The organism is Thalassococcus arenae, from assembly GCF_019104745.1.
In the GTDB taxonomy this organism is placed as follows: domain Bacteria; phylum Pseudomonadota; class Alphaproteobacteria; order Rhodobacterales; family Rhodobacteraceae; genus Thalassococcus_B; species Thalassococcus_B arenae.
In genome coordinates this window covers 1,865,131-1,877,895 of the sequence record NZ_JAHRWL010000001.1, presented here as the reverse complement: position 1 = coordinate 1,877,895, position 12,765 = coordinate 1,865,131, and the positions used below count along the sequence as shown (strand labels likewise).

The window sequence follows — 12,765 nt, the reverse complement described above, 5'->3', positions numbered from 1 at the left end:
GGTTTCAAGGTTTTCATCCGATCCCGCGATGCTACCTTGCCCCAACACAGCGACCGGAGCCAACCCCATGCGCCTGCTTGTCCTCGCGATCGCCTGGATTGCCACCGCCCTGCCCGCGCTGGCCGCCTGCGACGGGCGCGATCTGCGCCCGTCCCTGACCCAGCAACAGCGCGCGACGCTGCAGGCGGCGCTGGCCGACACGCCCTACCCGCAGGGCAACCACTGGCGCGCCACCCGGGGCAGCGAGGTGCTGCACCTGATCGGCACGATCCATCTCGACGATCCTCGTCTCGACGCCCCGACCGCACGCTTGCGCCCGCTGATCGAAACCGCCGACCGGCTGCTGCTGGAGATGACGAGCGCCGAAGAGGCCGAGCTGGCCCGGGCACTGCAATCCCGGCCGGACCTGCTGCTGCTGCCCGACACCACGCTGCCGGAAATCCTGCCCGAGGAAGACTGGCAAAGGCTGGCCGAGGCGATGCGCGCGCGCAACCTGCCGCCCTTCATGGCCGCCAAGTTCCAGCCCTGGTATGTCTCGATGCTGCTGTCGGTGCCGCCTTGCCTGATGGCGCAGCTGACCGGCGGCGCGGGCGCGGGCGGGCTGGACAAGCGCCTGACCGATATCGCCGCGGCGGCGGGTGTGCCGATGCAGGCGCTGGAACCCTTTGACACCGCCTTTCGCGCCTTCAACGCCGCGCCGCGCGAGACCCAGATCGCCATGATGCGGCTGTCGATCGGCGACCCGGCCGCGACCGAAGACCAGTTCGCCACCTTGCAGGCCGCCTATTTCGACGAACGCCCGGCCGAAAGCTGGCTGATGACCGCGATCCTGGCACCCCAGAGCACCGCCATGGACGAGACCAAGATCGCCGCCGTCTTTGCCGAGCTGGAAACCGCGCTTCTGGACACCCGCAACCGCGCCTGGATCCCGGTCATCCTGCAGGCGCTGGCCGAGACCGACGGCCCGGTGGTCGCCGCCTTCGGCGCCGCGCATCTGCCGGGCGAAACCGGCGTTCTGGCCCTGCTCGAGGCCGAGGGTTTCGTGCTGGAACGGCTGCCCTTCTGATCCAGAGGAGCGCGCTGCGCGCGCGCATTTCCTGCGTGGGGGCAGGCCCCCGCACCCCATCATTCGCGGGGGAAAACCCCCACACCCCTTGTCATTGGTGGGGGAAAACCCCCACGCCCCCTGTGCGAGGCGCTGCCTCGCGCTCCGGAGTTTATCCGGCAAGATGAAGGATCAGGCCGTCAATCCCCGACCCTTCAGCAGCGCATCGACCCCGGGCATGCGACCGCGGAACGCCATGTAGAGGTCCTGCGCCTCGACCGATCCGCCGCGCGACAGGATATGCGCTTCGAGCCGTTTGGCGGTTTCGGCATGGAACGGATCGCCGGTCTCCTCGAAGGCGGCGAAGGCGTCGGCATCCATCACCTCGGACCACATGTAGCTGTAATAGCCGCTGGAATAGCCGTCGCCGGCAAAGACATGGGCGAAATGCGGCGTGGCGTGGCGCATGCCGATGGCGTCGGGCATGCCGATCCCGGTCAGCACCCGGGCCTGCGTCTCCATCGGATCGGCAGGTGCGGCGCCGTCATGGAAGGCCAGGTCCACCAGCGCCGAAGCGACGTATTCCACGGTCTGGAACCCCATGTCGAAATTCGCCGCCCCCAGCACCTTGTCGCGCATCGCCGCCGGCATCGGCTGCCCGGTCTCGGCATGGGTCGCGAAGCGGTCGAGCACCTCGGGCACTTCCAGCCAGTGTTCGAAAAGCTGGCTGGGCAATTCGACGAAATCGCGCGCCACCGAGGTGCCCGAGATCATGTCATAGGTCACGTCCGACAGCATCTGGTGCAACGCGTGGCCGAATTCGTGGAACAGCGTGCGCGCATCGTCGTAGGACAGCAGCGCCGGATCGCCCTTGGCGAAATTACAGACATTGACCACCAGCGGGATCTGGCGGTCGGGGAACTTGCGCTGGCCGCGGATCGCCGAACACCAGGCGCCCGAGCGTTTCGAGGCGCGGGCGAAATAATCGCCGATGAAGACCGCGATGGTCTGGCCGCCGCGCTTGACCTCCCATGCCCGGCAATCGGGGTGGTAGAGTTCGGCCTCGAGCGGTGCGAAGGACAGGCCGAACAAGCGGGTCGCGCAGTCGAACGCCGCCTCGATCATCCGGTCGAGCTGCAGGTAGGGTTTCAGTTCGGCCTCGTCGAGATCGTGTTCGGCCTTGCGCCGCTTTTCCGCGTAGTAGCGCCAGTCCCACGGCCGCAGCGCGTCGTTGATGCCGTCCGCGCGCATCATTTCGGCCAAGACGGCGGCGTCTTCTTCGGCCCGCGCCTTGGCCGGTTCCCAGACCTGCATCAGCAGGTCGCGGACCCGCCCGGCATTGCCGGCCATCTCGGTTTCCAGCTTGAAGGCCGCGAAATCGGCATAGCCCAGCAGCCGGGCGCGTTCCTCGCGCAGGCGCAGCGTTTCCGCGGCGATGGCGCGGTTGTCGGTCTTGCCGCCATTGGCGCCGCGCGCGCCCCAGGCCCGCCAGGCCTGTTCGCGCAGGTCGCGGCGCGGCGAGAATTGCAGGAACGGCACGATGACCGAGCGCGACAGCGTCACCACCGGCCCGATGCCGCGTTCGGCGCCGGCTGCCTTGCAGGCGCGGGCCACGAAATCCGGCAGGCCGTCCATATCGGTCTCGGACAGCGGCAGCGTCCATGCGCGTTCATCGGCCAGCAGGTTCTGGGTGAAGGCGGTGCCAAGCTCTGCGAGGCGGTTCTTGATCGCGGTCATCCGGTCGCTGTCATCGCCCTCGAGCGCGGCGCCCGCGCGGACGAAATTGCGATGCATCAGCATCAGCACGCGCTGCTGTTCGTCGGTCAGATCAAGGCTGTCGCGCGCCTCCCAGACCGCGCGGATGCGGTCGAAGAGCTTGCGGTTGGAATAGATCGCCGATGCGTGCGCCGACAGCTTCGGCGCGTAATCCCGCATGATCGCCTCGCGCGCCTCGTTGCTGTCGGCCCCCGCGACGGAAAAGAACGCCCCCGCCACCCGGTCCAGCGCCGCGCCGGTGCGCATCAGCCCCTCGATCGTGTTGGCGAATGTCGGCGGCTCGGGGTTGTCCGCGACTGCCTGCGTCTCGGCCAGGTCCTCGGCCATGGCGGCGTCGAAGGCCGGGGCGAAATCATCGTCTGCGATCCGCGAAAACGGCGGCAATCCAAAGGGCGTATCCCAGGGGCCGAGCAACGGGTTGGTCATGTGCGTTCTCCTTTGTGCCAGAGCTAGGCCGCACCGCCGGTCTTCGCAACCGTCCCGCAGACCGGGCAATCGCCGCGGGGCTTGAGCGCGATCTTGCGGGTCTCGCCCCACAGCGCGTCATAGACCAGCATCTCGCCGCGCATGACGGCACCGGCCCCGGCGATCAGCTTGACCGTCTCGACCGCCATCATCGCACCGATCACCCCGGGCAGCGGGCCGATCACCCCGGCCTCGGCGCAGGACGGCGCCAGGCCCGGCGCGGGCGCCTGCGGGAAAATGCACTGGTAGCACGGCGCGCCCTGCGCCGGATCGAACACCGACAGCTGTCCCTCCCATTGGCTCAGCGCACCGGACACCAGCGGCTTGCCCTGCGCCACCGCCACCCGGTTGGCCAGGTAGCGGGTGTCGAAATTGTCGGTGCCGTCCAGGATCACATCGTAGTCGGCAAACAGCTCCGCCGCGATATCCCGGGTCAGGCGGCGCTTGTAGGGCCGCACCGTCACGTAGGGGTTCAGCGCCTCCATCATGGCCTGGGCCGAGAACACCTTGGGGGTGCCGATGGCGGCGTCGCGGTGGATCACCTGGCGCTGCAGGTTGGCATTGTCGACCACGTCATCGTCGATCACCCCGATGGTGCCGACGCCCGCCGCGGCCAGGTACAGCAGCGCGGGCGAGCCCAGCCCGCCGGCGCCGATCACCAGCACGCGCGCGGCCTTGAGCCGCTTCTGCCCCGCCCCGCCCAGCTCGCGCAGGACGATGTGGCGGGCATAGCGCTCCAGTTCGCCACCCGAAAACGTCCCCGCCTGCGGCGCCGCCTCGGCGGCCTCCTTCGCCTCGACCCGGCTGCGCAACCGGCCCAGGCCGAACCGGTAGGCTAGGACCAGAACGACAAAGCCGCCCAGGATCAGCCACAGCGCCGCCGACCCGCCGGTCGCCGCGCGCAGCGGATGGCCCTCGGGGAACAGCACCTGCACGCCCAGAACCGCCACATAGAGCAATCCCAGCATATAGCCCCGCGCCGCCCGGGGGGCACCCATCGCATGGCCCACGCCCCAGATCAGCGCCGCCAGGCCCAGCACCAGGATCATTCCGACACTCCCGTCGATCCGAAACCGCCGGCGCCGCGCGCGGTGTCGTCCAGCCGGTCCACCAGGTCGAACGCCGCGCGCACGACCGGCGCCACAACCATCTGCGCGATCCGGTCGCCATGGGTGATCTCGAACGGTTCATCCCCGGCATTCATCACGATCACCCCCAGCGGCCCGCGGTAGTCGCTGTCCACCGTCCCCGGGCTGTTGGGCAGGGTGATGCCGTATTTCAGCGCCAGGCCCGAACGTGGCCGCAGTTGCACCTCGAAACCCTCCGGGACGGCGATCCGCAAACCGGTCGGCACCAGCGCCCAGGCACCCGGCGCCAGGTCCACCGCACCGCGGTCGGGAAAGTTGGCGCGCAGATCGGCGCCCGCCGCCCCCGCGCTGGCATAAGCGGGCAGGCCCAAAGACCGGTCCGCGCCTTCGTCCCACATCACCCGAACAGAAACCACGCCCGCCCCTTCATCTTGCCAGAAAAACTCCCGCCGGAGGCTCCCGTCATGCGCCAGACAGCGCCTCGGCCACCCGCATCGCCAGCCGCGCCGCCACGTCGCGCTTGCCCATGCGCGGCCATTCCTCGGCGCCGCCTTCGGTGATCAGCACCACCGCGTTCTCCGACCCGCCCATGATCCCGGTCTCGGGCCGTACATCGTTGGCGACGATCCAGTCACAGCCCTTGCGCTGCCGCTTGGCGCTGGCATGGGCGACCACATCGTCGGTCTCGGCGGCGAACCCCACCACCAGACCGGGCCGTCCGTCCCTCAGTTGCGCCACTTCCGCCAGGATGTCCGGGTTCTCGGTGAAACTCAGCGCCGGGAGCTTGCCCGCGATCTTCTTCATCTTCGACGCCGCAGCGTTCTCGACCCGCCAATCCGCCACCGCCGCGGCAAAGACCGCGGCATCCGCCGGCAGGGCGCCCAGCACCGCGGCGCGCATCTCGACCGCGGTTTCCACCTCGATCACCTCGACGCCCGCGGGCCGCGCCGCCACGGCGGGGCCGGTGACAAAGACCACCGCCGCCCCCAGGTCGCGCAGCGCCTCGGCCAGCGCCGTGCCCTGCGCCCCGGACGACCGGTTGGCGATATAGCGCACCGGGTCGATCGGCTCATGCGTCGGGCCCGAGGTCACGACAACGCGCTTGCCCTTCAAGGGCCCGTCGGCCAAAGCCGCCTCGATCGCGGCGACGATCTCCAGCGGCTCGGCCATCCGGCCCGGCCCGTATTCGCCGCAGGCCATGTCGCCCTCGTTGGGGCCGACCACCCGCACGCCATCGCCCTGCAAGACCGCCAGGTTGCGCCGCGTCGCGGCGTGCTCCCACATCCGCACGTTCATCGCGGGCGCGATCATCACCGGCGTGTCCGTCGCCATCAGCAGGGTCGAGGCCAGGTCGTCCGCATGCCCGCCCGCCATCTTGGCCATCAGGTCCGCCGTGGCCGGCGCCACCAGCACCAGGTCGGCGACACGCGACAGCTGGATATGGCCCATCTCGGCCTCGTCGGTCAGGTCGAACAGGTCGGTATAGACCTTCTCTCCCGCCAATGCGCTCACCGACAAGGGCGTCACGAATTCGCCGGCCGCGCGGGTCATCACCGGCGTCACCGCCGCGCCGCGCTCGCGCAGGCGGCGGATCAGGTCCAGCACCTTGTAGGCCGCGATCCCGCCGCCGATGATCAGCAATATGCGTTTCTTCGCAAGCATCCGGTCGCTCCTGCTCCCCGCCCGACGGTTGTAGGAAATGCCCGGGGCTGAAACAATGGCTTATGGTCGAGTTCACACTGTCCACAACGCTGAATGCCGATATCGAAACTGTCTGGGCACTTCTGCAAAAACCCGCAACCATGGCCCGCGTTTCGTGCGGCTGGCTGACATTCACACCCGTCGATCCGCCCAGCCTGCCCGAGCACTGGCCCGAGCAAGACGCCGATTTCCTCGTGCGTCCGCGGGCCTTTGGCGTGATCCCCCTGGGACAACAGGTCATCGCGACACGCCGGCCCCCAGTCGCGCCACCAAAGCGGGCCCTGCGTGACGCCGGTCGCGGCAGTCTCGTCAAGACCTGGGATCATTGGATCTTTGTCGAGCCGGAAGGTGACAACCGCTGCCGGTACAGCGATCATCTTGTCCTGGATGCCGGTTGGCTGACACCGGTGGTCGCGCTCTGGGCGCGTGGTTTCTATCGTCACCGACAAGGAAACTGGCACAGGCTGCTGGCAGAGCAGGCCGCGGAAGCGCGCTAGCGGAACGCCTCGCAGGGATCGCCCCGGTCGGTATCGGGGCCGACCTTGACAAGGTCGAACTCGCCCGCCGGGTCGCCATAGGCTTCTTCGCCCTGACCCAGAGACACGATCCGTAATCCCGGCAACACCCGGTCCAGGTAGACCGGCGCGCCCCAATCCTTGCGCGCATGGCCGTTGCCGGTGATGACCACAACCGGCCCGCCTTCATCGGCGAAAGCGCGCGCCGCCTCCTGTGCCAGCCGGGCATCGCGCAACCGCTGGATATCGACCATCATCGGCAGCATCTCCTCGGGCATCGCATTGCAATGCGCCTCGAATTGCAGCTGTTCCTGCGCCGCCTGCTGACCGGGCTCCAACGCATCGGTCAACCCGTAATCCCGCGCCCCCGGGCCGAACACCGCCACGATGCCCTCGTCGCGCACGCGGCCCGCCGCATCGCGCGGCACCGCGGCGCCAAAGACCCGCGCTTCGGGCGCGGCGGCGAAGATCGGGTAATACATCGCGAAATCCGGCCAGCCGCTGGCATTCCAGCCCAACGCCGCCTCCAGTGCAGCCTCGTCGGAGATCAGCGCCGGGGTCACCCGCGCCGCCTGCTCGGGCGTCAGCATCTCGAACACCAGCGCCGGCGGGTTCAACTCGGCGACGATTTCGGCCTGCACCTGGTGGTGGGTGGCGTTGTCGTGCTGTTCGCCCAGGAACACGACCTCGGCGCCATCGAAAACGCCCCCGGCGACGCTCGCGGCGGGGGCGCTGATCGCGATTGCGAAAATGAAATGCCTCATGCCAGGAAGTGTTGCACCTCGCGGCTCTGGGCTTCAAGCGACTTGCGCATCTTCTGGAACGCCGCCGCTTCCAGCTGGCGCACGCGTTCCTTCGACAGGCCAAGCTCCTGGCCCAGGCTTTCCAGCGTCCGCGCTTCGTCCCGCAGCTTGCGCTCGCGCACGATGAACCGCTCGCGCTCGTTCAGACCCGACAGCGCCGTGACCAGCCATTGCCGCAGCTGCGCATTGTCGTGGCGGTCCTCGACGATCTCGGCGGCCTGCGCGCCGTCATCCTCCAGCGCGTCGATCCATTCACGCCCATCCTCGTCGGTCGACTGGGTGGCATTCAGCGAATAGTCGCTGCCCGACAGCCGGCCCTCCATCATCTCGACATCCGCCAGCGGCACGCCGATCTCGGTGGCGATCATCTGGCGCAGCTGGTGCCGGTCCAGCACCTCGCCGGCCTGGTCGGCCTCGCGCTCCAGCCGCGCCTGGACGCGCCGCATGTTGAAAAACAGCGACTTCTGGCTGCTGGTCGACCCGGTGCGCACCATCGACCAGTTGCGCATCACGTAATCCTGGATCGACGCCTTGATCCACCACACCGCATAGGTCGAAAAGCGCACGCCGCGATCGGGGTCGAACTTGTCGGCCGCCTTCATCAGGCCCAGCCCGGCCTCCTGGATCAGGTCGTTCATCGGCGCGCCGTAGCGCTTGAACTTGGCCGCCATCGAGATCGCCAGCCGCATATAGGCGGTGATCAGCCGGTGCAGCGCCGCCTCGTCGCGCTGGTCGCGCCAGGCATAGGCCAGTTTCAATTCCGTCTCGGCATCCAGCAGTTCCGCCTTCATCGCGCGGCGGGGCAGGGTCTGATCGTTGAAAGCATCAAGCGCCATGGTCGCTCCCCAGTGTCTTTGGCAGGCCCGTTCGGGCGGTTTTGTAAGGGTTACGCAGGGAAATCCGCTTCGGATCACTCGGACGGAAAAAAGATGCCGGGCCGACTTGCCTTTCGCCGCCATTGCATCAGGGGCGGTGATCGGCACGGCCACAATTCGCGATTTTTCCGCGCCGCCGCCCGCCGCTAGGATACCACCAAACCCGGAGTGCCCATGACCGACACCCTCTTCCTCGGCGATTACGCCTATTCCAGCTGGTCGATGCGCGTGGGCCTGCTGGTCGACCGCTTCGCCATTCCCGTCGCCCGGCGCGACGTGGATTTCAACGCCGCCAAGGTTTCCGACCAGATGTTGCGGGCCGCCCCGCCCGCCCGCACCGTGCCCACCCTCGTCACCGCCGACGGCGCGGTGATCTGGGACAGCCTGGCGATCGCCGAGGAACTGGCCAGCCGCTTTCCCGACAAACCGCTCTGGCCCGCCGACCCGGTGCTGCGCGCCACCGCCCGCAGCCTGGCGGCGGAAATGCATTCGGGCTTTTCCGCCCTGCGCGGCGATTGCCCGATGCATCTGCGCACGGCCTACAAGGGCTTCCAACCCTCCGACGCCGTGCGCGCCGACCTCGCGCGGATCGAAACGATCTGGTCCTTCGCGCTCGACCGCTCCGGCGGCCCGTGGCTCTGCGGCGGCTATTCCATCGCCGACGCCTGCTTCGCCCCGGTCGCGGCGCGCATCGCAACCTACGACCTGCCGGTCGGCGACACCGCCCGGGCCTATGCGGCCGCTCACCTGGCCGACCCCGCCTTCCGCCGCTGGCGCGCCACCGGGCTGGTCAAGGGCCAGACGCTGCCCTGGTACGACCGCCCCTTCGCCACGCGCCCCTGGCCCGGGCCCGAACCGCTGGCCGCCCGCGCCACCGAAACCGGCACGCCGGAAAACGCCGCCTGCCCCTATTCGGGCAAGCCGGTCGCGCATCTCATGGAAACCGGCGGCCGCGTCTTCGGCTTCTGCAACCCGCTCTGCCGCGACAAGACCGCGGTCGACCCGATGGCCTGGCCCGCCTTCGCCGCCCTGCTCGACACCCCCCCTTCTTCTCTTTGAAAAATACGCCGGCCCCGCCGCTGCCGCCGCCGCGCGTTAACCATTCCTAAACCACGATCCCGCAACCCTGCATCCCGGGGTTTGGGAGTTCCGCATGGTCGCACATGCCTACACGGTCGCCTTCGAAGGGGTCGAGGCCCGCCCGGTCGAGGTGCAATGCGCCGTCACCCCCGGCCTGCCCGCCTTCTCCATCGTCGGCCTGCCGGACAAGGCCGTGTCCGAGGCCCGCGACCGCGTGCGCGCGGCGCTGAACGCGCTGGCCATCGCGCTGCCCTCCAAACGCATCACCATCAACCTTTCGCCCGCCGACCTGCCCAAGGAAGGCTCGCATTTCGACCTGCCCATCGCGCTCGGCCTGCTCGCCGCGCTCGACATCCTGCCGCATGACGCGGTGGCGCAATCGGTCTCGCTGGGCGAATTGTCGCTCGACGGCACGCTGGTGCCGGTGGTGGGCGCCCTGCCCGCCGCCATGGCCGCCGCCCAGGACGACCGCGCCCTGATCTGCCCGCGTGCCTCGGGCGCCGAAGCCGCCTGGGTCGGCGCCTGCACCGTGATCGCCGCCGGGACGCTGATGGACATCGTGCGCCACCTGACCGGCCAGGCGGTGCTGGAACCCTGCGAACCGGGCGAGGTCACGACCGGCCCGGCGGGCCGCGACATGGCCGACGTCAAGGGCCAGGAACGGGCCAAGCGGGCGCTGGAAATCGCCGCCGCCGGGCGCCATCACGTGATGTTCGTCGGCAGCCCCGGCGCCGGCAAATCGATGCTGGCCGCCCGCCTGCCCGGCATCCTGCCGCCGCTCACCCCGGTCGAGGCGCTGGAAACCTCGATGATCCATTCACTCGCCGGGCTGCTGGACGAAGGCGGCATCTCGCGCGCGCGCCCCTTCCGCGAACCGCATCACACCGCGTCGATGGCCGCCATCGTCGGCGGCGGGCGCGGCGCCAAGCCGGGCGAGATCAGCCTGGCTCATAACGGCGTCCTGTTCCTGGACGAGTTGCCGGAATTTCCCCGCACCGTTCTGGAAACCCTGCGCCAGCCGATCGAAACCGGGCAGGTCATGGTGGCCCGCGCCAACGCCCATGTCAGCTATCCCTGCCGTTTCCTGCTGGTCGCCGCGGCCAATCCCTGCAAATGCGGATATCTCTCCGATCCCGGCCGCGCCTGTTCCCGCGCCCCGCAATGCGGCGAGGATTACCTGGGCCGCATCTCGGGCCCGCTGATGGACCGCTTCGATCTGCGCGTCGAGGTGCCGCCGGTGGCCTTCGCCGATCTCGACCTGCCCGATCCGGGCGAACGGTCCGCCGACATCGCCGCCCGGGTGGCGGGCGCCCGCGCCGCCCAGACCGCGCGCTACGGGATGGGCGCGGCGATCCGCACAAATGCCGATGCCGAAGGCGACGCGCTGGCACAGGCGGCCCCGCTCGATACTGAGTCCCGGGCGCTGCTGACCCGCGCCGCCGACCGTCTCGGCCTGTCGGCGCGCGGCTATCACCGGGTGCTGCGGGTGGCGCGCACCATCGCCGATCTCGACGCCGCCGACACCATCGCCCGGCCGCACCTGGCCGAGGCGCTCAGCTACCGGCTGATGGCCGCGAAAGAGAGCTGATCCAGCCGGCCACCTGGTCCAGCGTCGCGCGCGCCTCGGGCAGCAGGTTGTGAAAGATCGGCCAGACATGCGGCAGGTCGTGTTCGATGATCTCGTCGACCGGCACGCCCTGCGCGCGCATCCGCGCGGTCAGCCGGCGGGTGTCGTCCAGCAATATCTCGGTGTCGGACGCCGCCAGCCAGACCGGCGGCGCACCGGTGAATTCCATGTGCAGCGGCGAGGCGCGCGGGTCGTCCGGATCGGCGCCCTGCAACACCATCTCGGCCAGCGCGCTTGCGCGTTCGGGTGCCAGGACCACCTCGCTCTCGGCATTGTCGCGGACGCTGGCGCCGGTGAACCCCATGTCGGTCAGCGGCGCGAATGCGAACAGGCCCAGCGGTGGCGTCCGGTCGCTGCTCAGGATTTCGCCCAGCAACGCCAGCGCAAGGCCGCCCCCGGCGCTGTCCCCGCCCAGCACGATCCCGCCCGGCGCCTGCGCCGCCAGCGCGTCATAGGCGCTCAGCGCATCCTCCAGCGCCGCCGGAAACGGGTGCTCCGGTGCCAGCCGGTAACGCGGCAGACGGGCCGAAAGGCCGGTGCGCCGGACCAGTTGCGCCAGCATGGCGCGATGCGTGTTCGGACTGCCGAAGACATAGCCTCCGCCGTGGAAATACAGGATCGTCGGCCCGTCGCGCGGCGTGGCCGGTTCCAGCTCCAGCGCCGCCACGGCACCCAGATCATCCCAACGCGCCGCCACGCCGCGCGGGCCGTGAAAGAACAGCCGCGCCTTGATCTCGAACGGCCGGCGCAGCTGTTCGGGGCGCTGCGCCCGGCGCATATGCGGCTTTTCGGTCAGGCGCAGATAGGCGTTCAGGATCGGCCGGATCAGGCTCATGCCCGCCGCGCCTCGATCGCCTGCCAAATCTTCTCGGCCACGTTGATCCCGTCGAACCGCTCCAGTTCCTGGATGCCGGTGGGCGAGGTGACGTTGATCTCGGTCAGCCAGTCGCCGATGACGTCGATGCCGACGAACACCTGCCCCTTCTCGCGCAAGAGCGGCCCGATCGCGGCGCAGATCTCGCGGTCGCGATCGCTCAGCGCGACCTTCTCGGCGCGCCCGCCGACATGCAGGTTCGACCGCACCTCGCCCGCCGCCGGCATGCGGTTGATCGCCCCCACCGGTTCGCCGTCGACCAGGATCACCCGCTTGTCGCCCTTCGACACCGCGGGCAGGAATTGCTGCACGATCAGCGGCTCGCGCGAGAACCCGGTGAACAGCTCGTGCAGCGACGACAGGTTGCGGTCGTTCTCGTCCAGCCGGAACACCCCCGCACCGCCATTGCCATAAAGCGGCTTGAGGATGATGTCGCCGTGGCGCGCCTTGAAGGCGCGGATGGTTTCCAGGTCGCGGGCGATGGTGGTCGGCGGCGTCAGGTCGGGAAAATCCAGCACCAGCAGCTTCTCGGGATAGTTGCGCACCCAGAACGGATCATTGACCACCAGCGTGTCCGGCGCCAGCCGGTCCAGCAGATGCGTCGTGGTGATGTAATGCATGTCGAACGGCGGGTCCTGGCGCAGCCAGACCACGTCCATCGCATGCAGGTCCAGCCGCTGGCGCGCGCCCAGCGTGGCATGGGCACCCTTGACCCGCTGGACCTCCAGCGCATGACCCAGCGCCGTGACCCGGCCCTCGTCATAGGCCAGGTGATCGGGGGTGTAGTAGAACAGCTCGTGCCCGCGCGCCTGCGCCTCCTCGGCCAGCCGGAACGTGCTGTCGGCGTCGATATTGACCGGACCGATCGGGTCCATCTGAAAGGCGATCTTCATCCGCATCCCCAGGCTGCAACCCC

General features: G+C 69.2%; 12 protein-coding genes. 4 read left to right on the top strand and 8 right to left on the bottom strand.

Annotated elements, in window-relative coordinates; all coding sequences use genetic code 11:
• The first annotated feature begins 67 nt into the window (after nt 1-67).
• Complete coding sequence (locus tag KUH32_RS09320) at nt 68-1,066, top strand: TraB/GumN family protein (protein ID WP_217777755.1); 999 nt, start codon at nt 68-70, stop codon at nt 1,064-1,066.
• Nucleotides 1,067-1,237: 171 nt separating this feature from the next.
• Here KUH32_RS09320 and KUH32_RS09315 read toward each other — a convergent pair whose 3' ends face one another.
• The 4 genes from KUH32_RS09315 to coaBC all read right to left on the bottom strand — a co-directional run bounded on the left by KUH32_RS09315 (nt 1,238) and on the right by coaBC (nt 6,036).
• Nucleotides 1,238-3,247, bottom strand: coding sequence for a M3 family metallopeptidase (locus KUH32_RS09315; protein ID WP_217777754.1), 2,010 nt, complete (start codon nt 3,245-3,247; stop codon nt 1,238-1,240).
• Nucleotides 3,248-3,270: 23 nt separating this feature from the next.
• Nucleotides 3,271-4,335 (bottom strand): HesA/MoeB/ThiF family protein, encoded by a 1,065-nt coding sequence (locus KUH32_RS09310; protein WP_217777753.1) that lies wholly within the window; start codon nt 4,333-4,335, stop codon nt 3,271-3,273.
• Nucleotides 4,332-4,772 carry a dUTP diphosphatase gene (dut, locus tag KUH32_RS09305; protein ID WP_254899131.1) on the bottom strand — a complete coding sequence of 147 codons (441 nt, stop codon included), beginning with the start codon at nt 4,770-4,772 and terminating at the stop codon, nt 4,332-4,334. The genes KUH32_RS09310 and dut overlap by 4 nt, the downstream gene beginning before the upstream one ends.
• Nucleotides 4,773-4,836: 64 nt before the next feature.
• Complete coding sequence (gene coaBC, locus KUH32_RS09300; protein ID WP_217777751.1) at nt 4,837-6,036, bottom strand: bifunctional phosphopantothenoylcysteine decarboxylase/phosphopantothenate--cysteine ligase CoaBC; 1,200 nt, start codon at nt 6,034-6,036, stop codon at nt 4,837-4,839.
• 62 nt (nt 6,037-6,098) lie between these two features.
• Between coaBC and KUH32_RS09295 the strand changes: the two genes are divergently transcribed.
• Nucleotides 6,099-6,572: an SRPBCC family protein gene (locus KUH32_RS09295; RefSeq protein ID WP_217777750.1), complete on the top strand. Its 474-nt coding sequence runs from the start codon at nt 6,099-6,101 to the stop codon at nt 6,570-6,572.
• Here KUH32_RS09295 and KUH32_RS09290 read toward each other — a convergent pair.
• Both KUH32_RS09290 and KUH32_RS09285 read right to left on the bottom strand, forming a co-directional pair.
• Complete coding sequence (locus KUH32_RS09290) at nt 6,569-7,354, bottom strand: ChaN family lipoprotein (RefSeq protein WP_217777749.1); 786 nt, start codon at nt 7,352-7,354, stop codon at nt 6,569-6,571. The two genes, KUH32_RS09295 and KUH32_RS09290, sit on opposite strands and share 4 nt — an antisense overlap.
• Nucleotides 7,351-8,229 (bottom strand): RNA polymerase factor sigma-32, encoded by an 879-nt coding sequence (locus KUH32_RS09285; RefSeq protein WP_217777748.1) that lies wholly within the window; start codon nt 8,227-8,229, stop codon nt 7,351-7,353. Before KUH32_RS09285 ends, KUH32_RS09290 begins: the two co-directional genes overlap by 4 nt.
• A 213-nt stretch (nt 8,230-8,442) precedes the next feature.
• Here KUH32_RS09285 and KUH32_RS09280 point away from each other — a divergent pair, with 213 nt between their 5' ends.
• Together KUH32_RS09280 and KUH32_RS09275 are read left to right on the top strand one after the other, a co-directional pair.
• Nucleotides 8,443-9,327, top strand: coding sequence for a glutathione S-transferase (locus tag KUH32_RS09280; protein WP_217777747.1), 885 nt, complete (start codon nt 8,443-8,445; stop codon nt 9,325-9,327).
• A 94-nt stretch (nt 9,328-9,421) separates the two neighbouring features.
• Nucleotides 9,422-10,936 carry a YifB family Mg chelatase-like AAA ATPase gene (locus KUH32_RS09275; RefSeq protein WP_217777746.1) on the top strand — a complete coding sequence of 505 codons (1,515 nt, stop codon included), beginning with the start codon at nt 9,422-9,424 and terminating at the stop codon, nt 10,934-10,936.
• On the opposite strand, the gene KUH32_RS09270 is transcribed toward KUH32_RS09275, so the two are convergent.
• Both KUH32_RS09270 and gshB read right to left on the bottom strand, forming a co-directional pair.
• Nucleotides 10,902-11,810, bottom strand: a complete 909-nt coding sequence (locus KUH32_RS09270; protein ID WP_217777745.1) for an alpha/beta hydrolase — start codon at nt 11,808-11,810, stop codon at nt 10,902-10,904. The two genes, KUH32_RS09275 and KUH32_RS09270, sit on opposite strands and share 35 nt — an antisense overlap.
• Nucleotides 11,807-12,742: a glutathione synthase gene (gene gshB, locus KUH32_RS09265; RefSeq protein ID WP_217777744.1), complete on the bottom strand. Its 936-nt coding sequence runs from the start codon at nt 12,740-12,742 to the stop codon at nt 11,807-11,809. Before gshB ends, KUH32_RS09270 begins: the two co-directional genes overlap by 4 nt.
• Nucleotides 12,743-12,765: the final 23 nt, after the last annotated feature.

Bases quoted from the DNA above. Each gene is read 5' to 3' on its own strand.
- KUH32_RS09320 (WP_217777755.1), top strand. From the start codon at position 68: ATGCGCCTGCTTGTCCTCGCGATCGCCTGGATTGCCACCGCCCTGCCC.
- KUH32_RS09315 (WP_217777754.1), bottom strand. From the start codon at position 3,247: ATGACCAACCCGTTGCTCGGCCCCTGGGATACGCCCTTTGGATTGCCG.
- KUH32_RS09310 (WP_217777753.1), bottom strand. From the start codon at position 4,335: ATGATCCTGGTGCTGGGCCTGGCGGCGCTGATCTGGGGCGTGGGCCAT.
- dut (WP_254899131.1), bottom strand. From the start codon at position 4,772: ATGTGGGACGAAGGCGCGGACCGGTCTTTGGGCCTGCCCGCTTATGCC.
- coaBC (WP_217777751.1), bottom strand. From the start codon at position 6,036: ATGCTTGCGAAGAAACGCATATTGCTGATCATCGGCGGCGGGATCGCG.
- KUH32_RS09295 (WP_217777750.1), top strand. From the start codon at position 6,099: ATGGTCGAGTTCACACTGTCCACAACGCTGAATGCCGATATCGAAACT.
- KUH32_RS09290 (WP_217777749.1), bottom strand. From the start codon at position 7,354: ATGAGGCATTTCATTTTCGCAATCGCGATCAGCGCCCCCGCCGCGAGC.
- KUH32_RS09285 (WP_217777748.1), bottom strand. From the start codon at position 8,229: ATGGCGCTTGATGCTTTCAACGATCAGACCCTGCCCCGCCGCGCGATG.
- KUH32_RS09280 (WP_217777747.1), top strand. From the start codon at position 8,443: ATGACCGACACCCTCTTCCTCGGCGATTACGCCTATTCCAGCTGGTCG.
- KUH32_RS09275 (WP_217777746.1), top strand. From the start codon at position 9,422: ATGGTCGCACATGCCTACACGGTCGCCTTCGAAGGGGTCGAGGCCCGC.
- KUH32_RS09270 (WP_217777745.1), bottom strand. From the start codon at position 11,810: ATGAGCCTGATCCGGCCGATCCTGAACGCCTATCTGCGCCTGACCGAA.
- gshB (WP_217777744.1), bottom strand. From the start codon at position 12,742: ATGAAGATCGCCTTTCAGATGGACCCGATCGGTCCGGTCAATATCGAC.